This is a genomic window from Pseudoalteromonas sp. HF66 (genome assembly GCF_011806445.1).
GTDB classification, from domain to species: Bacteria; Pseudomonadota; Gammaproteobacteria; order Enterobacterales; family Alteromonadaceae; genus Pseudoalteromonas; species Pseudoalteromonas apostichopi.
In genome coordinates, this window is sequence record NZ_JAATOU010000008.1 from 23,778 (window position 1) to 49,190 (window position 25,413).

A 25,413-nucleotide genomic window follows, 5' to 3' on the forward strand; every position below is an offset into this window, starting at 1 on the left:
TATAAATATAAAAAGCCCGCATCAAGCGGGCTTTTTTTATGAAACAGACAATCAGCGCCCATATCGCGCTAAGAACATTTTCACGGTTTCACTAATCACTTTACTATCAGAGTCGCCAGCTTGACGTTCAAAGCCATACAGCAATGGATAAAAAATTAAGGACTTTAATTGATATACAAATTGTTTTGCAGCGAACTCAACATCATCAATACTTAAAGCCTGCGCTTGGTTTCCTGCTTCTAAAAACGACACAAGATCTTGCATGCAGCCCATGTTGTTACTAGCTAATGATTTAGCTAAATCAGGCTGTTTTAACATTTGCATGAAGGCTACTTTCGCCACTTTTAAAAACTCTTCAGAGGTTAGTAGCGCTACTTCTTGCTCGGCAATACAGGTTAACTGCTCTGCTATTGGCAAAGAAGCATCAAACACAACAGCTTGCTCTTGGCGTACTTTTTCAAACATAAACACAAGAATAGCCTGGAACAACACATCTTTATTTTCAAAGTGGTTATATACCGTACGCTTAGAGGCGCCTGCCAAGCTTGCAACCTGATCCATACTTGTATTCTCAACACCCTGCTGAAAAAATAATGTCTCTGCTGCATTCAAAATATCTAATCGCTTTCTCTGTGATAGTTTCATGTGCCCCTCCAATCAAGTTACTAGTGTACCGTAAAAACAAAAAATGCACTAGACAGTTTACTTTTACAACAAGCCACAAAAAACTACACAGGACATTTACTTATAATAAAAATTGAGATTTTCAAAAATGGTTAGCAATCGCCACTCTATCTTGATATAACCCAATTAACCCCTCAACAAAAAGCATACCAAGCGCAAGTATCATTCAGTACCCAGTCGTTGCCGAGGTTTTAGAACTCAAGATACCAAGATTAATAACACTTAATCGTTCACTTGATAGAGTAATACCAATTCGCTCATTAAGTGGTCTATTTTGAGGCAATAAACCCTCGTTGATAACAAGCCAAAAATTTCGTTATTTAGTTGTGATCGACAATTGCTCCTGCATGCTACCTTCTGCATCCATGCCGTCGTAAATAAGAAATTTTAACGCAGGTAGCGACAGGTTTAATCCCTCAAAATGATTAAGTATTATTGCGGACTGGTATAAAAGTGCATTATTACCCTTTCATCCTGAATAATTAGTTATTTGCAGACTCTTTCTGGACAGCCCCCCTTCTCGTCCCATATAGTGAAACCTTGTGCAATCAACCAGAAAAACTATGACAACTCACCTTAAATATGCAAGCTTGGCACTTGCAGTTGGTTTATTCGGCTGCTCTGAGCAACCAATATCTAGCGCTAATAAGCCAAGTGCTGAAAACCATGAAGCCGTTAACATTGCCAATGTGCGCTCACATATTAAAACACTTGCCTCTGATGAATTCTTAGGCCGTGGCCCTTTGACTGAAGGAGAAACGCTGACCATTAACTATTTAGCTGACGAGTATAAAAAACTCGGCTTAACAGGTAGTTATAATGGCGAGTTTTTACAGCCAGTTACTATGGCAAAACTCACCCCAGATCAAAACATGACCCTAAAAGTGGGTGATTTAAGCTTTAATGCTGGCAGTGATTTTACCGCCCGCACTCAGCAAATTAACCCTGAGATTAATATTGATGGTTCTGATGTTGTGTTTGTTGGCTATGGCATTAATGCACCAGAATATAACTGGGATGATTTTGCTGATATTGATGTCAAAGGCAAAACCATTATCGTACTTGTTAATGATCCAGGTTTTGCGACCCAAGACGAAGCACTTTTCACAGGTAATGCCATGACCTACTACGGCCGTTGGACTTACAAATATGAAGAAGGTGCACGACAAGGCGCAAAAGCGGTATTCATCGTTCACGAAACAGCTCCTGCGGCATACCCTTGGAGCGTAGTTGAAAGCTCGAACACTGGCAGTAAATATACCTTAATCGACCAAGAGAAAAATGTTTCCGACATTCCTGTTATGGGTTGGATTGATGAGCAAGCTGCAAATGAAATCTTTGCTCAAGCCGGCCTTGATTATCAAACTGAAAAAGCCAATGCATTAAAAGCAGATTTTAAACCCGTAGATTTAAACGCTAAGGCAGAGCTGACACTGCAAAGTGATATCTCTCAAGCTCAGTCGCATAACGTTGTTGCAACCCTAAAAGGCAGCGAAACTCCTGATGAGTACATTGTAATTGGCGCACACTGGGACCACTTTGGTACGAAGCAAACTGATGACGGCGTAAAAATCTATAATGGTGCTGTAGATAATGCATCAGGTAGTGCAGCAACAGTGGAAATAGCCCGAATTCTTACCGAAATGCATAAGAACAAGCCATTCAAGCGCTCTATTATCTTTGCCAACTTTACGGCTGAAGAAACGGGGCTTATTGGTTCTCAGCAATTTGCGACTGGCGAAATTGTACCAACCAAACAAATGGTCGCGTTGCTTAATATTGATGGTATGAACGTGCTAGACGGCGTTGACTACATATTACAATACGGTAAAGGCATGTCTGAGATGGAAGACTACCTTGCAGATGCAGCTAAAGCACAAGGTCGTCATGTAAAAATGGACCCTCGCCCTCAAAATGGCTTGTTTTTCCGTTCAGATCACTTCTCACTAGCTAAACAAGGCGTTCCAAGCTTACTATTTATGAGCCTAGGCGATACAGATCCTGATTATATTGCTCATAAATATCATAAAGAAGCTGACGACTATTCAGCCGAGTGGTCTATGGGTGGTGTTGAGCAAGATATTGAACTGATCGTTGATATTGCAGCCAAGCTTGCTAATAACGGTGATTGGCCAAAATGGAAAGCCGAGTCTGACTTCAAAGCTCGCCGCTTACAAGACAAGCAATAGCCTTCGCTTAGATATAAAAAACCGAGCTATTAGCTCGGTTTTTTATTGATTAATATTACTCACTTATCTTAGCTTTTAATGACTGTGCTTCTTCTTGCACTTCATCAGGGCCATTCGCTATCACATCTTCAATAGCTTGCAGTGCTGCATCAAAGTCGTCTATTTCGATATATGCCCTTGCTAGGTCCAGTTTAGCTGAGTAACCACCACTTTCGGCATCAACATCAGTTGGATTATCACCTGCAAGTAAGTCATTAAAATCACTCAATCCTACATCCATATCAACCTCGTCATAAGGTTCATGGTCTAGAGCTTCATCATCACTTTGTTCAAGTAATGAATCAATATCTACAAACTCATCAGCTGTAGCTTGTTGCGCTTGTTCATCTTGATCCTCTAAGGCCGCTACTTCAGGTTCAACTGTCTGTTGACTTTCACCCTGTAAGTCTTCATTTAATAGGGCATTAAAATCAACATCAAATTCACTGGCATCAGCAATATCAGCTTCATCTGGCTCTGCTAATTCATTTAACAGCGCATCAAAGTCTGTTTGAGTGAGATCAGCCATAAAATCATCATCGATTTCATCATCTGACAGCTCACTTAAATCAGCCTCGTCAGCTAAATTAGACTCGATATCAGCTAATGTTTGCTCAGCTTCTGCAGCATCATCAAGTTCAATATCGTCTAATTCGAATTCAGGGAAATCCTCTAATTCGTCTTGGCTTTCAGCAACCTCATCATCAATTGGCTCTTCGCTAGTTAACTCTGTTGTGCCTTCATTTTCTGATTGTTCCGGCAAGTCGCCCTCAGAATCAAGAACATCATCTTCTGTGAATTCATTATCAAGCAAGATGTCATCATCAAAATCATCGTCTAACTGACCAAGCTCATTACCCGTTGCTAATGAGTTAGCAAGGTCTTGCTCTGCCTGACTTAACTGTAATGGCTCATCTTCGTCTAACTGATTAGAAGTGTCTTCATCAGATTCATCTAATTCAAAACCTGCTTCATCTAGCTCAAGTTCTGGATACTCTTCCAACTCTTGGCTAGGAGTCACCGTATCTTGCTGTAATGGCTCTTCATCGGCAGTTAAATCAAATTCATCGGTTAGGTCTTCATCTGCAAGTGGATCATCGCCTAAATCAATTTCAACTTCTTCAATGTCTTGCTCTGGTTCATCTATTGACCAATCTGGTGCTTCGACATAATCATCTTCTTCACCAATTTCATTTAATAACTCATCAACGCTTTTCAGTGATGAATCATCAAATTCATCTAGACTATCATCTTCATCTAATAGCTCATCGCTATCTTCATTAAACTCTTGATTTAACGCCTCATCAATATCAACTTCGTCACTATCATCCGCGTCATCAACCAACTCAGAGGCAATTGATTCAACATTCATGTCATCAACAGCTTGATCTGCATCGGCTAAATCTTCTAGCGACTCTTGTAGATTCTCATCATGCTCTGCACTGTCACTCTGTTCATGGCTTAAATCTGAGATCTGCGCTTCGGTGTCTTGCTTCAGCTCATTTGTTTGCTGAATAAGCTCTTCTAGCTCATCATCAACGTCAGAGTCCTGCTCATCACTGCTCTCTTCATCAAGCAAAGGGTCGATATCTGCTACATCTAGTTCATCATCTTGCGCAGCATTGTCATCAATATCTGAATCACTATCATCTGTTAACTCAGGTTCTTCTGACTCTGCATCAACCTCATCGAGTAATGAGTCGATGTCATCAGTATCAAACTCATCGCTTAAATCATCTGTAATAGGCTCTTCGGTAGGCTCTTCAGCGGATTCTTGTTCTGGCTCTTGTGCTTCATCTAATAATGAATCAATGTCGTCAACATCAAGAGCATCATCAAGCTCGCTTTCATCGATTAAATCGTCTGCACTAGGTTCTTCGCTTAGCTCTTCAACAAGCTCTGCTTCAGGTTCTTGCTCGTCTTGTGCCTCATCTAATAATGAATCAATGTCGTCAACATCAAGAGCATCATCAAGCTCGTCTTCATCGATTAGATCGTCTGCACTAGGTTCTTCGATTAGCTCTTCAAGAAGCTCTGCTTCAGGTTCTTGCTCTTCTTGTGCCTCATCTAATAATGAATCAATGTCGTCAACATCAAGAGCATCATCAAGCTCGCTTTCATCGATTAAATCGTCTGCACTAGGTTCTTCGCTTAGCTCTTCAACAAGCTCTGCTTCAGGTTCTTGCTCTTCTTGTGGCTCTAGATCGTCTTGTGCTTCATCTAATAACGAGTCAATATCGTCAACATCAAGAGCATCATCAAGCTCGTCTTCATCGATTAAATCATCTGTACTAGGTTCTTCGGTTAGCTCTTCAACAAGCTCTGCTTCAGGTTCTTGCTCTTCTTGTGGCTCTGGATCGTCTTGTGCTTCATCTAATAACGAGTCAATGCCATCAACATCCAGTGCATCATCAAGGTCATCGTTTTCTAATGCATCATTCGCTTCAGCTATTGGCTCTTCTGTTTGCGCTTCATCAATTAAGCTGTCGATATCAAGGTCATCTTCATCAATGAGTTCATCTGCACTTGCCTCTTCGACAGGCGCTTGTTCTTGATGAACTTCATCTAATAGCGAGTCAATGTCATCAACATCCAGTGCATCATCAAGGTCACCGTTTTCTAATGCATCATTCGCTTCAGCTATTGGCTCTTCTGTTTGCGCTTCATCAATTAAGCTGTCGATATCAAGATCATCTTCATCAATGAGTTCATCTGCACCTGCCTCTTCGACAGGCGCTTGTTCTTCTTGAACTTCATCTAATAGCGAGTCAATGTCATCAACATCCAGCGCATCATCAAGATCGTCGTTTTCTATTGCATCATTCGCTTCGGCTGCTGGCTCTTCTGTTTGCGCTTCATCAATTAGGCTGTCGATATCGAAATCATCTTCATCAATAAGTTCTGCTTCAACGTTAGTTGTTGCGGCATCATTATTTTCATCTAGTAAATCATCAATATCGTCTAGGTTTACTTCTTGATTAGAATCTGTGTTATTTTGCTCATCAATTAAGCTATCAATGTCAAAATCATCTTCAGCGTCATCTTCTGCGAGCTCTTCACTAAGCGCTGCCATTTCATCATTCGCGTTATCTAACGAGTCATCTTCATCAGTATCAAATAAGTCGTCAATATCGTCAGCACTTAAAATATCACCAGATGAATCAGCTTGAGGCTGCCCACTATCAAGATCAATTTCATCACCCAAACTGTCGTCATCGGTTTGATCGAAATCTTGCTGCAAAAATGCATCTAAATCATCATCGTCAGCATTACTTGAAGACTCATCATTAAACTCGATGTCATCACTTAATAGCCCTTCTAGCTCATCTTGATTTAGAACACTGTCGTCTTCATCAAAGCTATCATCAATGCTGTCGTCAAAAATGATGTCATCATCTGGCAACATGTCTTGGTCTAAGTCATCATCTAAACGAACACTCAAGTCATCATTTTCTTCAACCGGATCTGGAACTAGTGGATCATTTTCTACTATCGACTCTAACTCATCATCAGGATTATAACTTGGACTTTGTGGTAAAAATTCATCGTCGTCACTGCCATCAGTGTCATCGCTAGAGTTGTTACGTTTTTTCAAAAACATCACAACAGCAGCAATGATTAGTAATGCAGGAATAAACATTAATGCACCGAGAACAAATGGGTTACTCAGTAAATCCGAAAAGTTGAACCCACTGTCCTCTTCAATCTTTTTTGCTTTTTGCTGCTCTATGATTTCATTTTGTTTAGTGATCAGTTCTTTCAGCTGCTTTTGAATTTCACTGTCTTGGCCAAGTTGATCTCGAACGGTTTCAAGCTCTTTAGAGATACCTGTAAGTTGTTTTTTGAGCTTATTGTTCTCTGCTAAGATTTCTTCAACATTTTCAACCGACGATTTAAACTGCTTTTGTAACTCGACAAGCTGCGTGCCCTGTTCTGTTTTAATGGTGTTGATTTCTTGCTTAAGCTCTTGCTTTGCTTCGTCTACATCAACTTTACGGGCTTGGGTGACTTTCTTTTGCGATTCATTGATTTCAGCGGTAGTCAAAGTACCGTTTTTCTTCTTTTCCCATAGCTCATCATCTTGTTCAGAACGCGCTTTTGCTAGCGTCGGATTGACCGCACGCATTTCGGCAATAGTTGGGATTTTTAGATATGCGCCATCACGCATATGATTAAGGTTTTGGTCTAAAAATGACGATGGGTTTTTGTCATACAAAGCTTGCATGACCTGATAAATACTTACAGAGTTGTCAGGGCGAATTTTAGCGGCAATGCGCCATAATGTATCGGTCGGTTTAATTGGACCAATAGAGCGCCCCTGCGCACCGTAATCGACACCTTTAGGGCCTTTAAGTGTGGTGCCTTCATCAGAGTATGTCGGTGTTACCACCAATGCAGACGCTAATATGAAGAGTGTTGCTAAACCGCGCATGCTGATCCTTTATGTTTTAAATGTTAACACAGCAACCTTAGTTGCTTAAACATCAAGTAATTCTTGCAGAATTGATTCTTAATTATGTTTTCTTGCAAGCTCTATTCCAGCTGCAAACTATAACTTAGTTGCCTTGCAATATCTATTGCAACACCTTGATAGTAAATAGCTTAAATAATAGCGGCTGAGAGGCTTTTTTATTGTTATCGTTAAGTTTATACGCTTTTACAACGTATGCGGCAATAATTTGGCAGTGAATTCACAAAAAAAGCGGCAAATTGCCGCTTTTTCTCAAATTTAGCTCAGCCTAAATCATCAGTTTACAAGTAATTTGCGATTAGCTCTTCAGCAATCTGCACACTATTTGTTGCTGCACCTTTGCGCGTGTTATCACTAACAACCCACATATTTAAACCATGTGGATGCGAAATATCAGCACGTAAACGACCCACGTAAACCGTGTCATTACCACTGGCGTCTGACACCGCTGTTGGATAATCGGCTAAGTCTTCAATAAACTCTACACCTGGTGTATCGTTTAATAGCTGCTTAACATGTTCAATATCTACTGGCATACGCGTTTCAATATTAATCGCTTCACTGTGACCAAAGAACACGGGTACACGAACACAAGTAGGGTTAACCACAACACTGTTATCACCTAAGATTTTTTGTGTTTCGTTGACCATTTTCATTTCTTCGCGGGTATAACCGTTATCTTCAAAACTGTCGATTTGTGGGATCACGTTAAAGGCGATTTGTTTAGGGAAAACGGCATTATCCATTGGGCGTGCATTCATTAAGTTCGCTGTTTGTTTAGCTAGTTCATCAACCGCTTCTTTGCCCGCACCTGATACTGCTTGATAAGTTGATACGTTAATGCGGTCAATACCATAAGCGTCATAAATAGGCTTTAACGCCACCAACATTTGAATAGTTGAGCAGTTAGGGTTTGCAATGATGTTTCGGTTTCTGAAATCCGCTAAGCTTGATGCATTCACTTCGGGAATAATTAATGGTACGTCAAAGTCATTACGAAAGTGTGATGTATTATCAATCACCACACAGCCTGCGTCTGCCGCAATGGGTGCGTATTTTTCAGAGACACTACCGCCTGCTGAAAATAAACCAATGTGAGCTTGGCTAAAATCAAACTCTTCAACATCGATTACTTCAAGGCTTTCACCGCGAAATTGAATTTCTTCACCGGCACTACGGCTACTTGCGAGTAAAAATAATTGGTCTACCGGAAACTTACGATCTTCCAAAGTTTCGATAATTTGACGACCCACTAAACCTGTGGCACCTAATACGGCTACATTAAATTTTTGCGACATGTGTTTTCCTCTTTTGAATAAAGCAAATGACTTTATTCGTTAATTCTAAATCCCAGTGCAGCTAATGCGCCTTCACATGCACTGTTAGCAGCCACCGACAAAGTACTAAACTCTCGTCGTGGCGGGTAATTCTTACGCAAACTATCAAAGCCTTCGCTTGCTAATTTACTTCGTAAAATGCCATCGTCACGACGTACATCATAAATTAAGTGCACCAAGCGGCCGATATCGTCTTGGTTAAAGGTTTCACCTAATGTGACAGAATGACTAATTGGCTCTGGTAAAAAGTCGTCCAGAGATTTAAGTGCTGCGATACCTTCAAGCTCACATACTTTCTGATACAGCATTTGTGTACCGCGGGCCTTACCTTCGAGTGTATGCCCTGCAATATGCACGCTGGCATAACGCACATAATCAAGCAGAGGAGTCAGTATATTGGGTTCGTTTTCCCAAACATCAAGCACGCAATCTAATTTTGCGCCTTGTTTAAACAGTGCAAGCAATGCTTTGTTATCAATCACATCACCACGGCTTGCATTGATAATAGTCATTCCAGGCTTAAGTGCCTTTAAGCGCGTTTCGTCTAGCATGTGCAAGGTTTTATGTGGCCCTTGCTTAACCAGCGGCACATGAAAAGTTACGATATCAGCTTGAGCTAATAATGCGTCTAACTCAATATGCTCTGCCAACTCACCGGCTTCATGTTTTGGTGGATCGCATAGCAGCACATTCATACCAAGCAGGCTTAGCTTATCACGTAAACAGCTGCCTATGCTGCCAACGCCAACTATACCTATAGTTTTACCTTGTAATGAGCTGGAATTTTCTTGGCTCAAAGAATATAAACTGCTAATAACATATTCAGCGACTGCAACTGCATTACAACCTGGTGCGCTACTAAATGCTATATTTCGCTCAGCGAGTAGTTCGGTATCAATGTGATCAACACCTATAGTTGCAGTGCCCACAAATTTTAATTTATCTGCTTGAGTTAATAAGCTTTTATCTACATTCGTAACAGAGCGGGTTAACAAAATATCGACCCCGACAAGCTGCTCTGGCTGTAGACTACGACCATCAAATCGCTCAACATCACCAAAATCGGCAAAGTACTGCTCAACCAATGGCATATTTTGATCTGCAAGAATTTTCATTTGTGTGTCCGAAAGGCAGAAAGTGGCGCTATTGTAGCGAATTTATCAGTATTCGGATAGGTAACAACTAAGACGATTTTGGGGTTATTTATGTGAAAAAGCCGAGCAATTGCTCGGCTTTAAGCAAATACTGGAGAGGTTTAACCTTTATATTTGCTCATTACTAGTGTGGCGTTAGTGCCACCGAAACCAAAGCTGTTAGACATTACATTGTTAAGTTCAACGTCTTTACGCTCAGTTACGATATTTAGACCTGCAGCTTGCTCATCTAGTTCATCAATGTTGATAGATGGAGCAACAAAGTTATGCTCAAGCATTAATAACGAGAAGATTGCTTCGTGAACACCTGCTGCACCTAAAGCGTGACCTGTCATCGCTTTGGTTGCACTGATCATTGGTGAATTACCACCAAATACTTCTTGAATAGCACCAAGCTCTTTAACGTCGCCAACAGGTGTTGAAGTACCGTGGGTATTTAAGTAATCAATACCGCCTTCAAGACCTTGCATTGCTTGTTTCATACAACGAACTGCGCCTTCACCTGATGGAGCTACCATATCGTAGCCGTCAGATGTTGCACCGTAGCCTGTGATTTCTGCGTAAATATGCGCGCCACGAGCAAGTGCATGCTCAAGTTCTTCAACAACAACGATACCGCCACCGCCAGAGATAACAAAACCGTCACGGTTTGCATCGTATGTACGTGATGCTTTCTCTGGTGTTTCATTGTACTTAGTAGACAATGCACCCATTGCATCGAATTCCATAGCGAGTGTCCAGTGAAGCTCTTCACCACCACCTGCAAAAATTACGTCTTGCTTACCTAGTTGAATTTGCTCAACCGCATGACCAATACAGTGTGCTGATGTCGCACACGCAGAACTTATTGAATAGTTAACACCTTTAATTTTGAATGGTGTTGCAAGACACGCTGAAGTCGTACTCGCCATAGTACGCGGTACCATGTATGGACCAACACGTTTTACGCCTTTTTCACGTAAAATATCAGCCGCTTCAACTTGCCATTTAGATGAACCACCACCTGAACCCACTAATAAACCAGTGCGCTCATTTGAAACTTGCTCTTCACTAAGGCCTGCATCTGCAATTGCTTGAGACATTGAAATATAAGCGTATGCAGCAGCATCGCCCATAAAACGCATTGCTTTACGATCAACAAACTCTTTAACATCAATATCGATTTTGCCAGATACATTACTACGTAGGTTGTAGTCAGCAAATTCTTGGTTGAACGCAATACCACTACGGCCTTGTTTTAATGATTCTAATACTTCTTCTTTGTTGTTACCGATGCTTGAAACAACACCGATGCCCGTAATAACGGCTCTTCTCATGGGTAATTACCTTAGCTCTATACTAAATTGTGTTCTATTTTACGCTGAAATTACTTTCGAAGTGGTCAGCTTTCTAGCGTACACATGTACTCTGAATGTCTAGCTTATAAATAACGCCAGACTATTTCAAAGAAAACACGTAAAATAATGAAAAAAGTTTGTAGTTAATTAGTTAAACCATGATCAAAAACGCACATATTCATTTTAATCACCTTGGTACCCCTGTCGCCGATCAGTTTGACGATGTTTATTTCTCTAATGACGATGGCTTAGCCGAATCACATTATGTGTTCTATCAACAAAACCATATCCCGCAACGATTACAAAATCATGACCGTAACCACTTTACGATTGCTGAAACAGGCTTTGGTACGGGGCTTAACTTTTTAAATACTTGGCAACACTTTGCTGCTTACCTTGATAGGCAGCATGCAGAGCTAGAAGTTCAAAATCAACACGACCTTAGTGGTAAAAAAACTGACAAAAAAAGTGTTAACCGCCTGCACTTTATCTCTTTTGAAAAGTTTCCTATTAAGCGTGATGATCTCGCCCAAGCACTCAAAGCCTGGCCTAATTTAAATGAATATAGTGAGCAACTGATTGCTCAATACCCTATTAATCTGGCAGGTTGTCATCGCCTTGAATTTGCAGGCGGCAAACTAATACTCGATCTTTATTTTGGTGACGTGCAAGACAGTATTGATACCATGAGCTACCCAAGCGAAGGGGTTGTTGATGCGTGGTATTTAGATGGCTTTGCACCAAGTAAAAACCCAGATATGTGGCAGCAAAGCTTATTCAACAAGATGCGAGCTATCTCAAGAGCAAACGCCACACTCGCCACTTTCACGGCCGCAGGCTTTGTAAGAAGAGGACTCATCGAAGCGGGCTTTAGCATGAGTAAAGCAAAAGGCTATGGCAAAAAGCGCGAAATGCTGATTGGCGAGCTCACCGAACCTAATGAGCAACAATCAGGGCCTGCGTATTTTGCTCATCAGCAAAGTGAACTGAGTAATGTAGCTGTTATCGGCGGCGGTATTGCCAGTAGCAGTGTACTGTATTCACTGGCAAAAAGAGGCCTAAAAGCCACGCTTTTTTGCCAAGATGAAGCGCTTGCCATGGGCGCTTCACATAATGTGCAAGGAGCTGTTTATCCGCATCTACAAGCGAAGAATTCACCGCACAGTGAAATGTTTGCCCATAGCTTTTTATATGCGATGCGTCTTTACCAGCAATTACTTGATGATGGTTTTGACTACCCTCACCAGTGGTGTGGTGTATTGCAACATGCAGTTAAACAAGGTCTAGCAGATAAACATCAAAACCTTGCCGATAAAGCGCTTTGGCCAGCTGAATTAATGCGTAATGTAAGCGCTGAAGAAGGTGACGAAATTGCCGGCGTGGATACGGGTTATTCAGGTGTATTCTTTGCAAAAGGCGGCTGGGTAAATCCACCAGCTCTGGTTATAGCACTATTTTATGCCGCAAATTCTTTAAGTGCGACTACCAATAATAAAATGGACAGTCACTTTAATTGCCATATTGAAAAGTTAGAAAAAACCGCTGATGGCTGGTTATTACACTCTAAAGAGCAAACATTCGGACCATTTAGCGATGTAATTAACTGTGCTGGTGAACACAGCGATCAGTTCAGTCAAACTCGCGCTCTGCCCGTTGTGGGTGTGCGCGGCCAAGTCTCGCATGTGCAAGCAAGCGAGCAGTCAAAACGCCTAAAGACCGTGCTTTGCCATAAGGGCTATTTTACCCCTGAATATCAGGGTCATCATTGTATGGGCGCGACCTTTGAAAAAAACTCAAAAAGCCGTGAAGTTAAAGAGCAAGACAACCACACCAATCGCGAACAACTATTAAGTTTTTACACAGACAGCGAGTTTGCAACGACCTTAGGTGAGATAACAGCGGCAAAAGCAGCAGTAAGATGCACCTTCATCGACCATCTACCCATGGCTGGTGAGTGGGCTGAACAAAGTGATTATGTAAGCGCGTTTGCTAATCTTCGCTTAGGTAAGCGATATCAGTACCAAACTTTAACGAAACCTCTGCAAGGCTTGCATGTACTCACTGGCTTTGGTGCAAGAGGCCTGTGCAGTGCCCCTTTATGTGCAGAGCATTTAATTGCTTGTTTAAACAATGAACCAAGACCATTTAGCGAACGCGTGAGTCAAGCTATTCACCCCGCCCGCTTTATTGTACGCGACCTAATTCGTAATAAAATTTAATGATTCGATGGGGCTTTAATTAGCCCCGTTATTTTTCTTGATTACAATTTCGTTCTTAGTTTCCCCTTTAAAAATAAATTCACACCCCAAGGTCTTTACTTACAAAGCAATTAGAAGGAGTTTGATATGAAGACCTTAATCATTGGTGCAACGGGTCAAATAGGTAAAATGACCACCGAAAAAATGCTGGCAAGTGGTCATGACGTGGTGGCTTTGGTTCGAGATAAAAGCAAGCTGAGCACGCTTGAAAGTAGTCATTTAACGATTGTCGAGCAAGACCTCGAAAACGATTTTAGTCGCGCCTTCGAAGGCGTTGAACAAGTTATTTTTAGTGCTGGCTCTGGTGGGTCAACGAGTGCAGATAAAACCTTACTGATTGATTTATGGGCTGCAGTAAAAGCGATTAATTATGCGGTTGATGCCAAAGTTAAGCACTTTATTATAGTCAGTTCAATTGGCGCTGACGCCCCAGATAATATCGAAAGCAGTATAAAACCGTATTTAGTGGCAAAACACATGGCTGATCAACATTTGATCAATAGCGAATTAAACTACAGCATAGTCAGACCCGGCACACTGAAAAATGATGCAGCAACTGGATTATTAACAACTACGCGACCTGCAACCCGCCAAGATGCGGTGATCAACCGTGAAGATGTAGCAGATACCCTGCTATACCTTGCTGAACATACACCGAAAAAACCACAAGTGTTTGAATTATTTAATGGTGATAAGTCAATCGACAGTCTACTGAACGATTGATACCAATTTGCTTAATTAAGTGGTCTATTTTGAGGCAAGAAAACCTTGTTGATAGCAAGGCAAAAATTTCGTTATTTAGTTGTTTAAATCAGAAATTTTTAACGCAGATAGCGACAGGTTTAATCCCTCAAAATGATTAAGTATTATTGCGGATTGGTATGAATACGTATGCATAAGAAATAAGATTGAGAAAGCGCGTAAAGCACTTTAGTTTATTATTTACATAATAATAACAAAGGTGCTTTATGCGTCATTTTGCTTTTCTTTTTTGCTTTGCTTTTACATCTGCTTGTTATGCCGCACCGGTAAAAGTACAGAGCTACAGTGGCGATACCTCCCTTCCCCACAAATTATTGATCAGCGCCATTGAACGGGCTGGCTTAGATTATGTTCACCCTTACGAAACCAATAAAGATATCTCTAACGCGCGTATCCTAAACGATGTAAAAAACAACCAGCTTGATGTGATGTGGAGCATGACATCAACTCAGTTAGAGCAAGATTATCAGGCCGTTTATATTCCTTTGTTTCGTGGCTTACTTGGCATGCGAGTAGCAATTGTAAAAGCTCAAAACCGCGAGCTGTTTAGCTCGGTAAATAGCTTGCAAGATTTAAAACGCTTCACCGCTGGGCAAGGTAAAACTTGGCCAGATACTAAAATATTAAAAGCGAACCAATTGCCCGTTGTTACCACATTAAAATACCCTAACTTATTCCCTATGCTTGAAGGCGAACGTTTTGATTACTTCCCACGTGGTGTGAATGAGCCTTGGGATGAAATTGCCAACCACTCAGAACTTAACCTTACGGTTGAACCACACTTGGTAATTAAATACACCGCCCCTCTTTACTTTTTCGTCAACAAAAACAATCACACACTACACAAGCAATTAAATGATGCCCTAAAAGAGATGATTGAAGATGGCACATTTAACGCGATGTTTTTGGCAGACAGCCAAGTACAAACTGTTTTATCAAAAGCCAACTTAAGCTCGCGTCGCGTTATTGAGCTAGATAACCCAACGTTATCGTCGAACACACCCAATAAAAATAGCCCTTTGTGGTTTAACCCATTTCAATGAGCGCACAATGAAATCATTAAAATATAAAATGACCTTGGCACTGTCTTTGTGCCTTTTACTTAGCGTGATCTTCGTGATCAGCGCAAACTACCTACTTGCAAAATCGAATCAAACACAACAATGGCAAGAAGACATCACTGCCCTTAATGAGCAAATGCAGGTTATTTTAGCTGAACCGGTATTCTCTTATGACGAGCCGTTAATCAATCAGATTATTAAAGCCTTTTCGCAAAACAAACATGTACATAGTATTTCAGTGACAGATCATCGCAATAAGCCACTTGCCGCTATCACTAAGCAAAGCAATAACGCATCAGTTAGCAAAACTATTGATTTACACTATTTAGATAATTTAATTGGCCATATAAAAATTGGTTACTCACAACAAGCACTGCATAGCACCATTGCTGAGTCGACACGCACCATGTTTATTACCTTGCTGGTCTCTTTTATCGCCTTGGGTACGGTGATTATTTATATCGTGCGACTGTTAGTGATAAAACCTATCGATAGCGTAAACAGCCTTGTTGATGAAATTGTCAAAGGTGAAGGCGACCTTACAAAACGTATTAGCTATCAATCTAGTGATGAAATTGGCTATTTAGTTGATGGTTTCAATCGATTTATAGCGCAGGTGCAAGAAATCATCACTGAGTTAGGCAGCACAGCCAGCGAGCTTGAAATGATTGCCAGCACAGTAAACGAGGCCTCAGTGCGCTCTAAAAACGAAGCTGAGCTTGAATATAACCGCACAGATTCTGCAACCAATGCGCTTAGTCAGTTAAGTGAGGCAACCAAAGAGATTGCCCAAGGAGCCAATCAGACTGCGCAGCAAACCACCGACGTACATCGCTTATGCCAACAAGGCGAACAAAACATGAATGCCAATGGCAACATGGTGGATGAGTTAGCAGCACAGCTCGACCATACATCAAACGTAGTTAAACAGCTAAACGCCAGCAGTAATGAAATTAGCCAAGTGCTCGATGTTATAAAAAGTATTGCTGAGCAAACCAATTTACTGGCTCTAAATGCTGCTATTGAAGCGGCTCGTGCTGGTGAATCTGGCCGTGGTTTTGCCGTGGTGGCCGATGAAGTAAGAGCGCTTGCTAGTAAAACCTATGATTCAACGTCTGAGATTGAGTCGATTATTATATCGCTACACAATAATACCTCTGACTGCGTAACAGCAACAGAGCAAAGTAAGTCACTCAGCGATAAAGTGAGCCAAGCGAATCAAAAAAGCCAAGCGGTATTTAAAGATATTGCTAAACAAATCAATACCATTAATCAAATGAACGAGAGCGTTGCAGCAAGTTCTGAAGAGCAAACCAGTGTTACCGCTGATATCTTAAATACTATGCAGCTTATTAACCAAGGCGCTAAGAGCCTATCGCAAGAAGCTCAGCACCTTGATAACACCATAGGCCAACTCAATGAATTAGAACATGGCATCGTTGCCAAACTGGGTTTGTTTAAATATTAAAAGCCATGATCCCCTGCCACGCGAGTTGCAGGGAAAGCACTGTTAACACTAAACGAAAAATCTTTTTAAATTTGTCTGACGAAATGCGGTGCAATAACTTAAGGCCAAGCCAAGTGCCTAATGCACCGCTCACTATCATGAGCATAACCAAAGGCAACCACTGCCAAAATGCAAACCCCACAGCCCCATATAAAATCGCTTTTAAGGTATGTTGCACTGTCATACAGCTTGAAAATGTGGCGGTAAATTTAAGCTTATTATAATTATTTACATATAAGCAGCTGCCAACCAAAGGCCCACTTGCTCCTACAAACATCGAGATAAACGTGGTCCAAAGCCCTGCAAGAACGCGCCATAACTTTGAGGTTTCTCTAAGCTTTGGCGTCACACCCCACAGTAAATAAAGTACAAAGGCAGCGACCACTATTTTCATTAATTCAAGCGGTATTGATGTGACAATCGTTGAGGCAACCAACGCCCCGATGACTCCCCCTAAAGAGAAGTACACAAACATCGACGTATCAATATGTTTAAACGTGAATAAAAAGCGATTTGCGTTCGAGCCTAATTGTACTAAACCATGCACAGGAATAACCAAACTCATAGGTAGTATTGATGCCATGATCACCAGCAGCATTAACCCACCACCTGCACCAAAAGCCGCTGAAATCATTGAAGTAAAGCCCGCAACTACAATGAGCATTATTGTGCTGATCGGACTTAATAAATCTCCACCCAAAAACTGCCAACTGATCAAATCCATTGTTCTGCTTTAAATAATCTGTTTAACCTAAAGCTACCATGACTAATCACTATTAGCGACAAATTGGAAAACCCTTTCGACTAAAAGACCATATCAACCAAAAGAGAAGTGCCCCTAAATTCACGACTGGTCAGACTTGTGGTTTATTTTGTCAAGGCGATGGTATATAACTATGCCCACGACACAATAAAATAAAGGCGTAGCATGACACTGATGAATGTAAGTACACAAGGATCTGTTGCTATTTTAACGATGACAACAGCTGAAAATCGCCACAACCCTGCTTTTGCAGAGGCTTTTTTAACTAGCCTTGACGAAATCGAAAGTAACCCTGAGCACAAAGCACTAGTGATCACTTCAAGCAGCGAAAAATCATGGAGTTTGGGCATAGATACTGATTGGCTTATGCCCGCATTAAAAACACAAAAATTTGCAGAAGTAAGTGGCTTTATGCATTCAATGGATGCTGTATTTAAACGCTTATTACTCTTCCCAATGCCAGTTATTGCAGCGATCAATGGCCACGCTTTTGGTAACGGCGCAATTTTATCGTGCGCTTGTGATTTTAGATTTATGCAAAGCGATCGTGGTTTTTTCTGCTTCCCCGAAGTTGACTTATCAATCCCGTTTTTACCGGGCATGCTCGCCTTTATTAAAAAAGCCATTCCAGACTATCGCTTTAACGAGATGATGCTAACAGGGCGCCGCGTTACCGCAGGCGAACTTGCTACTGATCATGTAATCGAACAAGCCTGCCCAGACAACGAAACTTTATTTAATACCGCCCTCGAATTTGCCAGCCAGTTCGATAAAAAACGTGCTATTTTCGCAGAGCACAAAAAGCGCCTACACAAACATATTATCGACACCATTGATATAGAAAACAAACCGATTATTGATGCTGTTCAGTTGGTTGTTTAGAAAACAATCGCTGTAACTGGACAAAGGTGTCTTCGAGTTGAAGGCACCTAAAACCAAATCATTAAAAATAAAATAAAAAACAACCCAATTAACCCAGATAAAACTCAAAAGCGGTTTTAACAAACCTAATAAAAAGAAACTAGAATTTTTTATAGAAAGCTCTAACCCCACCATAAATATTACTTATTTTTATAATAAAACACCCAAAAAACTTGATTAAAAAACAAACGATGACAACTTTTATATTTACCAATATAAAAGGAGTTATAATCATGATTTCGAATTTAATCATATGTACTAGAGATACCAAAAAGAAAGGTAAAAAAGAGTTTTTCATTTCAGAACCTGGTGCTACTAGATATCTAGAAGTAAACGATGGAAATTTTAATCCCCACCCTACTGAAACAGCTTTAAATAGAGGTGACTGGCTTGAAAAAGTAATTAACAGAGCAACTAATAATATGAAAAGAGTTCACCCCAAGGGACACCCACTTGAAGGGTATACCTACGGTGACATCCTAATATTTGTACATGGATATAATAATAGTATTAAAGATATTATGATTCGCCATGACTTATTACAAAAGAACTTAAACAAGCTAGGGTTTAAAGGTGCGATAGTTAGTTTCGATTGGCCCAGCGCTAACGCTGCACTAAACTACTTAGAAGACCGAAGCGATGCTCTAAAAACAGCTGAGAGTTTAGTAAAAGACGGCATTATGCTTTTAGCTATGAATCAAGCTAATGAGAATAATCTGAAGTGCGATGTAGATATCCATTTGATTGGCCATAGTACTGGTGCTTATGTAATCCGGGAAGCATTCTACAAAGCAGACCAAAACAGAAAGCTAGAGCGTATAAATTGGAATGTCAGCCAAGTAGCTATTATTGGTGGCGATATTTCAAGAAAATCAATGCAAAGCGATGATAAAAAATCCAGTTCTTTATTCGCTCATGCGACAAGAATTACTAATTACCAAAACCCAAGAGACTCTGCTTTAAAGCTTTCAAATGTTAAACGCTTTGGCACGCAACCACGAGTTGGCCGTGTTGGAGTACCTGATAACAGCCCTTCCAATGTAGTAAATGTCAATGTAGAGAAGCACTGGTTAACATTAGAAAAAGTTAAAAGTAGTGCTAACTGGTCACACTCTTGGCATTTCTATGATGAGTATTTTTGCGAAGACCTGCTCTTTACAATTAATGGTGACTTAGATAGACATTCAATACCAACAAGAGTTGTTGAAAACGGGAAGCTTTATCTTAGAAAAAATTAAAATTCACTTATTTTTAAGTTACTTCACAACATAAGTTGCAAACTTCTTACTATTTAAAGGAGTATATAGTGGACAAGAAAAATAAAGTTTGGAATAGCCTCGAAATAGCAAAACTAATTGTCGGAATTGCCATGCCAATTTCCATAGCTTCTTTTGGAGTAATAACTAATATGACATTACAGGAAAGTAATCATAACTTTAGCTTGAATAAAATTATAATAACCAAGAGAGCAGAAATATACGAAAAAATCGGAAAAAAGCTAAACAATATATATTGCTATATTGAAGAAGTGGGCGAATATAAAGATATGACTCCAGAAACAATCTTAAAAGATCGCAGAGACTTAAATAGTAAAATGCATTCACATAGAGCTTTTTGGTCACCTGAAACATTTGACTTGTACTTAAACTATATGGACAGGGAAGCTTTTGCTCTATGGCAAGGAGAAGTAACAGATGCTCGTATAAAAGATGACCCAGGACAAAAAAGGTCTCTGCCCTCTTGGCAAGAAGATTGGAATAATAGATTTACAGGGATGGAAAGTCCGACTCACAAACAATCTTATGAGTTACTTTTAAACTCCATAGCAAGTGATTTAGGAATAAATAACTCTCGTTAAAATAGTCCAACGAATCTGGCCCTGAATTTAAACACCTTAATGGGTAATTTAATTTCTAAAGACAATAAAAAAGGCCGCTCTGAGAGCAGCCTTTTTCATATTTGGTGGAGCTGGGGGGATTTGAACCCCCGTCCGAAAAGCCTCGACCTTTGGTACTACATGCTTAGTATCGTCTTTTAGTTAACCTTATACAGCTCGGACGAACACGATCTGCAAAGGCGAGGCCGCTTAGTTTTAGCCCTTCAACCCCGGCCAGGGTTTCCGTAGCGAGTCCGTGTAGGGTGACACTTCAGAACCGGGTCCACAGACATACACCGGAGAAGTGCTAGCGGGCTATTATGCCGCTAGAGCGTAGTTATCGTCGTTTGCGATTACTTTAAATTGCGGCTTTTTTACGAGGCCAACCGCACCTCGACATGCACCTCGGGCGTCTTGAATTCCGTCGAATCCTAATCAGCCCCTGAATTTGGTATCTCATTCAGAGTGTTCACGCAGTATAACTGAGTAGCCTATTCATACTCAAGGTATTAATCGGGAAATTTTTGCTAAGTGCCTTTAGATGCTGAATTTTTAAGCAAGAAAAGTCTCTTTTTATACATATTTTTACATTTAATGCATACATTATCTTAACATAGTACAAAAGTTGTGCTGAAATAGGAAACGTTGTTACCCTTCTCTAAAATAACCTGTAACAACACATAACTATAATAACAGGCAGTTTTTTACAGGGCTTTTCAGATGTCGATGTTTTCATTCGATGAACAAAGCGGCTATGTCTCTTTGTGTGAGCATCCTCGAGATGCGGGTTTTCCTACTACCAGTACTCAGTTAATTGAATTACTTGAGCAATCTCCTTATGCCAGCTACGAATATATTGATGCTAATATTGGCAAGTTGTTTATACCGAGCAGCCAATATCAAACCCAATCTTTGGTAGTTGCTAAAGCGGTTGATGCTCATCTTGAAGTTAAAGTTGATGCTAAAAACATGGTGGTTGAAGCAAATCTAACAACGGCGCGTGGCGGTCAAATTGTAAGTATGGATATGGCTCAAGAGGTACTTGCAGAAGCAGGTGTTATTAAAGGCATTAGTATGCGCGCCCTCGATACATTCTTAGGCCAACAATTTAAACAACCACCAGGCGCGCATTACAGCGCAATAGTAGCCCATGGCAGAATGCCCAAAGAAGGCACTGATGCTAAATTCGTTCGTTTATGCTCAACAGCACAAGACCGCGTACTGAGCCCACAAGCTACCTCTGGCGGTAAAGTCGATATGCGTAATTTGGGTGCCATTATTACTGTTAAACCTGGCACGCCATTGATGCAAAGAGTTGCTGCAACACCCGGTGAAGATGGCTTTACGGTATTTGGTGATGTAATGCCTGCAAAACCCGGTAAAGACTTCCCCCTTGAGCCATTCGAAGGGACGCGTATTGATCCAAATAATAGTGATATGCTGATTGCCGATGCTAAGGGTGTGCCTGTTGCCCTACCCCGCGGTATGCGAGTTGATGATGTATTGTGTTTTCATCATGTTGATGTAAGTACTGGTCATGTGGAGTTTGATGGCAGTGTCATTATCAGTGGTGATGTAAAAGATGGAATGCGAGTTAAAGCCACGGGTGATATCACCGTATTAGGTTTTGTTGAATCAGCCACAATTGAGAGTAAAAGTGAAGTCACCGTTATGCTAGGGGCTGTTGGTAGAAAACGTGAGAACGTCGAAAATTTTACTTGCAACATAACGGCTTCGCGCACTATTTCTGTTGGTTATGCTCAGTACTGCCATATAAAAACAGAGCAAGATTTATTCATCGAGCGCCAAGCCTTACATTGTGATTTAAGCGCTCGCCGCCTAATTCGTGTTGGCAAAGCCAACAATCCGCGAGGCAAAATTATTGGGGGTAATATTTTAGATGCCATGCGAATTGAAACTGGCGAGCTCGGGGCACCATCTGGTACTAAAACACGAGTATTCATTGCTCAGTACTGGCATGATTTACGCCAGAAGCAGCAACAAATTAATGATTTTGAAAAGTTATTAGCAACGAAAGCAGCTGCTTTACAACAAGCGCGAAAAAAAGCCAATAAAATATCAGACCCAGCCCAGCGTGCTCATTATATTAATAAGATTACAGCCAGCGAGCAGCAGATTAAAATAAAATCGGCAAATACAAAGAAAAAGAAACACTTAGTCAAAACTAAGATTGCCCGCTTATTAGCAACAAGTCGTTTAAAAGTGAATGAATTAATGCATCCTGGGGTGGAACTTAAGATTGCGCAAGAGAGTAAACAGTTTTCACGTATTTACCCTCCTAACATGGTGCGGTTTTTTGAAGGAAAGATCACTCAGTCGTTTTAGCGGCTGAGTCTTGCTCTTCTTCTGTTGCTTCAGTTTCAGGCAATGGCCAACCACCTAGTTGTTGCCAGCGGTTTACAATTAAACAAAACAATTCTGCTGTGCGCTCGGTATCATAAAGTGCTGAGTGAGCTTGTTTATTGTCAAACTCAATACCGGCAGTTCTACACGCTTTGGCTAAAACAGTTTGTCCTAATGCAAGCCCCGCAAGTGATGTGGTATCAAAGCTAACAAATGGATGAAATGGCGTACGTTTAATTTTACAACGCTCAATTGCTGCATTTAAAAAGCCATGATCAAACGCTGCATTATGGGCCACTACAACTGAACGCTGACAACCTGCTGCTTTTTGTGCCTTACGCACTACTTTGCAGATTTCTTTAATCGCTTCTTCCTCAGGTACAGCGCCACGAAGTGCAGAGAAAGGGTCAATACCATTAAACTCAATGGCTGCTTGTTCGATATTAGCGCCTTCAAATGGCTCAACATGAAAATGCACAGTATGATCAATACTTAACACGCCATTGTCATCCATTTTAAGTACAGATGCAGCAATTTCTAATAACGCATCGGTCTCTTTGTTAAAACCTGCGGTTTCAACATCAATCACAACAGGAAAAAAGCCACGAAAGCGTTTTGCGAAAAGAGTTTGTTCAGTATTTTCCATAGTCTTCTTGGTTTGCCAGTGTAAGCTGGCTATTATGTCAAAAACCACGGCTACTCTGCTAGAGTAAATAGTGTGAAATCGCAGATTCTTACTTAGCTTTTAGGCACATTACTTGCTTTAAAATAATCAGCTAGCCCAGTGTTTAGTGTTCTTATGCTATTAAACACAAAAATTGCCAATTATTTGGCATTGATGATTTGTTGGAGAATTACCGTGATGAAGCTTTCATTACTTCCTTTAAGCCTAGGCCTATTAACCTCAGTTGCAAGTATAAATGCGCATGCAGCCATGCGTGAATATACCGCTAATGCTGATATGTCGAACTGGCAAATGGTTAAAACATCTCGCTTAGAATGCCAATTAAATCATGAAGTTCCTTACTATGGTGAAGCAATTTTCAGAACCACTGCCAGTAAAAATAAAGACGTAAACTTTAACCTTGATATGGTCGTACGCCCAGACAACTACAGTATTGCAGGTCTAAAAGCTGTACCTCCTAGTTGGCGTGCAGGAATGCCTGCTCGCGACTTGGCGAATATGAAGCTATTACGTAAGTTTGATGGCGAGCTTGGCAATAAAACCGCTTGGGAAATGCTTACCGAACTTGAAAAAGGTTATCAACCTACATTTTATTACCAAGACTGGCAAAACAGTGCCGATAAAATTGCCGTTGGCTTATCGAGTGTTAACTTTAAACAAGCATATTGGGCGTTTTTACAATGCCGAGATGCTATGCTGCCATACAGCTTTGAGGATATTTCGTTCACAATCATGAATTATGAACCTAATACCAGCAAGCTAACTAAATCATCGCAAAAACGCTTGGATAAAATTGGCGAGTACTTAAAGTACGACACCAACATTGAATCTATTTCAATATCATCTTACACCGATAGCTACGGTGGTCGCTGGAACAACCTAGAGTTATCGAAAAAACGCGCGAAGGCCATTAAAGATTACATTGTTAGTTTAGGGATTGATGAAAGCAAAGTAGATACCGATGGTTACGGTGAAAAGCGCCATGTCGCCAGCAATGACAACATTTTAGACCGAAACAAAAACCGTCGTTTAGTCATTCAAATTGCAAAAATGTAGTAGCCGCCGTAGCGGCTACTTGCCTTAACTTATTTCTACCGACTTCACGCGTTTAAAGCGCTTTAGCCACTTATCGCCAAACTGAAAAAACGCTAGGCTAACCATAATGATTGTCGCGCCAACAATCAGTGCTTGGTCAATTGGTTCAGCGTTAAGCAAACCACCAATCGCGATTGCAAAACTTGGCGTGATCAAAGTTGTTAACGCTACTGTGCTGGCGTTCAACTTTTGCAAGACATGAAAATAAGCCAGCGCACCTATTAATGAACCAAACACGCCTAAGTAAACAATTGAGTACAGTGACTTTGCACTCCATACTTGGCTATTTAGTTGACCATCTACAAGCAACCAAGTAATAAAAAACAGTGGGGTTACAAATACCAAAGCACCAAATGTTGTAGCCATTGGGTGAATGGCTATTCTTACTCGCTTGATCATCACACCACTTAAGCTAAAAAAGCACACTGCCATAAACACATATAACAGGCCACTTAACTGCTCTACTCCACCTTGAATATGGCGTTGGCTCACTAAAAACAAACCAATTAAGGCACAGCCAAGTGCGCTAAGCTTAATGGCACTAAACTTAGGCTCGTTCAGAATCTTTTGCGCAAGTAAGCCCGATAAAATCGGTGCAAGGCCAAACATCAATGATATTAAGCCTGAAGGCACAGTTTTAGCAGCCATGTAGCTTAATAACATACCACCAAAAATACCTATGCTTGAATAGCCATAAAGGAATAAAGCACGCCGATGCCAAGGTACTCGAATGTTGGCTACAGCAACGACAAACGAAGCCAACACCAGCCCCACCAGCATGCGTAAAAACACAGCCAGGGTTGGTGCTACCGTTTCACTACTCCAAACAATACCCAGTGGTGTTGTTGACCAAATCACCACCATTAAAAAATATGAGGCTTTAACAGGCACAAGCTTATTCCTTTAAAAA

General features: G+C 40.8%; 18 protein-coding genes and 1 other RNA gene. 10 read left to right on the top strand and 9 right to left on the bottom strand.

From position 1 onward, the window contains the following. Positions 1-51: 51 nt before the first annotated feature. The gene (locus HCZ11_RS09720; protein ID WP_167658327.1) at positions 52-645 is read right to left on the bottom strand and encodes a TetR/AcrR family transcriptional regulator; all 594 of its coding nucleotides are present in this window, start codon (positions 643-645) and stop codon (positions 52-54) included. A gap of 602 nt (positions 646-1,247) precedes the next feature. Here HCZ11_RS09720 and HCZ11_RS09725 point away from each other — a divergent pair. Beyond that, entirely contained in the window at positions 1,248-2,873 is a 1,626-nt protein-coding gene (locus HCZ11_RS09725; RefSeq protein ID WP_167658328.1) for a M28 family metallopeptidase, read from the top strand. Positions 2,874-2,928: 55 nt separating this feature from the next. Here HCZ11_RS09725 and HCZ11_RS09730 read toward each other — a convergent pair whose 3' ends face one another. The 4 genes from HCZ11_RS09730 to fabB form a co-directional block, all read right to left on the bottom strand. Further along, positions 2,929-7,344 carry a FimV/HubP family polar landmark protein gene (locus HCZ11_RS09730; RefSeq protein WP_167658329.1) on the bottom strand — a complete coding sequence of 1,472 codons (4,416 nt, stop codon included), beginning with the start codon at positions 7,342-7,344 and terminating at the stop codon, positions 2,929-2,931. Between the two features lie 320 nt (positions 7,345-7,664). After that, positions 7,665-8,681, bottom strand: coding sequence for an aspartate-semialdehyde dehydrogenase (locus HCZ11_RS09735; RefSeq protein WP_167658330.1), 1,017 nt, complete (start codon positions 8,679-8,681; stop codon positions 7,665-7,667). A gap of 32 nt (positions 8,682-8,713) precedes the next feature. Then, a complete protein-coding gene (locus HCZ11_RS09740) occupies positions 8,714-9,835 on the bottom strand; it encodes a 4-phosphoerythronate dehydrogenase (protein ID WP_130051151.1) in 1,122 nt (373 codons plus the stop codon). A 140-nt stretch (positions 9,836-9,975) separates the two neighbouring features. Next, entirely contained in the window at positions 9,976-11,190 is a 1,215-nt protein-coding gene (gene fabB / locus HCZ11_RS09745) for a beta-ketoacyl-ACP synthase I (RefSeq protein ID WP_130051150.1), read from the bottom strand. A 179-nt stretch (positions 11,191-11,369) separates the two neighbouring features. On the opposite strand from fabB, the gene mnmC reads away from it, so the two are divergent. The 4 genes from mnmC to HCZ11_RS09765 all read left to right on the top strand — a co-directional run bounded on the left by mnmC (position 11,370) and on the right by HCZ11_RS09765 (position 16,760). Beyond that, the gene (mnmC, locus tag HCZ11_RS09750; protein WP_167658331.1) at positions 11,370-13,430 is read left to right on the top strand and encodes a bifunctional tRNA (5-methylaminomethyl-2-thiouridine)(34)-methyltransferase MnmD/FAD-dependent 5-carboxymethylaminomethyl-2-thiouridine(34) oxidoreductase MnmC; all 2,061 of its coding nucleotides are present in this window, start codon (positions 11,370-11,372) and stop codon (positions 13,428-13,430) included. Between the two features lie 126 nt (positions 13,431-13,556). Then, complete coding sequence (locus tag HCZ11_RS09755; protein ID WP_167658332.1) at positions 13,557-14,192, top strand: SDR family oxidoreductase; 636 nt, start codon at positions 13,557-13,559, stop codon at positions 14,190-14,192. A 245-nt stretch (positions 14,193-14,437) separates the two neighbouring features. Then, positions 14,438-15,274, top strand: a complete 837-nt coding sequence (locus HCZ11_RS09760; protein ID WP_167658333.1) for an ABC transporter substrate-binding protein — start codon at positions 14,438-14,440, stop codon at positions 15,272-15,274. 7 nt (positions 15,275-15,281) lie between these two features. Next, positions 15,282-16,760 carry a methyl-accepting chemotaxis protein gene (locus HCZ11_RS09765; RefSeq protein WP_167658334.1) on the top strand — a complete coding sequence of 493 codons (1,479 nt, stop codon included), beginning with the start codon at positions 15,282-15,284 and terminating at the stop codon, positions 16,758-16,760. On the opposite strand, the gene HCZ11_RS09770 is transcribed toward HCZ11_RS09765, so the two are convergent. Then, entirely contained in the window at positions 16,750-17,523 is a 774-nt protein-coding gene (locus HCZ11_RS09770; protein WP_167658335.1) for a sulfite exporter TauE/SafE family protein, read from the bottom strand. The two genes, HCZ11_RS09765 and HCZ11_RS09770, sit on opposite strands and share 11 nt — an antisense overlap. A gap of 204 nt (positions 17,524-17,727) precedes the next feature. Here HCZ11_RS09770 and HCZ11_RS09775 point away from each other — a divergent pair, with 204 nt between their 5' ends. From HCZ11_RS09775 to HCZ11_RS09785, 3 genes are all read left to right on the top strand, one after another. Next, the gene (locus HCZ11_RS09775; protein WP_130051144.1) at positions 17,728-18,444 is read left to right on the top strand and encodes an enoyl-CoA hydratase/isomerase family protein; all 717 of its coding nucleotides are present in this window, start codon (positions 17,728-17,730) and stop codon (positions 18,442-18,444) included. A gap of 272 nt (positions 18,445-18,716) precedes the next feature. After that, positions 18,717-19,721: an alpha/beta hydrolase gene (locus HCZ11_RS09780; protein ID WP_167658336.1), complete on the top strand. Its 1,005-nt coding sequence runs from the start codon at positions 18,717-18,719 to the stop codon at positions 19,719-19,721. 68 nt (positions 19,722-19,789) lie between these two features. Further along, positions 19,790-20,341, top strand: coding sequence for a hypothetical protein (locus HCZ11_RS09785; protein ID WP_167658337.1), 552 nt, complete (start codon positions 19,790-19,792; stop codon positions 20,339-20,341). Between the two features lie 102 nt (positions 20,342-20,443). Here the strand turns inward: HCZ11_RS09785 and ssrA are convergent. Further along, positions 20,444-20,802, bottom strand: a transfer-messenger RNA (tmRNA) gene (ssrA, locus tag HCZ11_RS09790). 277 nt (positions 20,803-21,079) lie between these two features. Between ssrA and HCZ11_RS09795 the strand changes: the two genes are divergently transcribed. Beyond that, entirely contained in the window at positions 21,080-22,705 is a 1,626-nt protein-coding gene (locus HCZ11_RS09795; protein ID WP_167658338.1) for a DUF342 domain-containing protein, read from the top strand. Here HCZ11_RS09795 and rnt read toward each other — a convergent pair. Continuing rightward, the gene (rnt, locus tag HCZ11_RS09800) at positions 22,689-23,369 is read right to left on the bottom strand and encodes a ribonuclease T (protein WP_167658339.1); all 681 of its coding nucleotides are present in this window, start codon (positions 23,367-23,369) and stop codon (positions 22,689-22,691) included. The two genes, HCZ11_RS09795 and rnt, sit on opposite strands and share 17 nt — an antisense overlap. Positions 23,370-23,585: 216 nt before the next feature. On the opposite strand from rnt, the gene HCZ11_RS09805 reads away from it, so the two are divergent. Further along, a complete protein-coding gene (locus HCZ11_RS09805; RefSeq protein WP_167658386.1) occupies positions 23,586-24,464 on the top strand; it encodes an OmpA family protein in 879 nt (292 codons plus the stop codon). 24 nt (positions 24,465-24,488) lie between these two features. Here the strand turns inward: HCZ11_RS09805 and HCZ11_RS09810 are convergent, their stop codons facing one another. After that, positions 24,489-25,394 carry a DMT family transporter gene (locus tag HCZ11_RS09810; protein ID WP_130051101.1) on the bottom strand — a complete coding sequence of 302 codons (906 nt, stop codon included), beginning with the start codon at positions 25,392-25,394 and terminating at the stop codon, positions 24,489-24,491. Positions 25,395-25,413 lie beyond the last annotated feature (19 nt).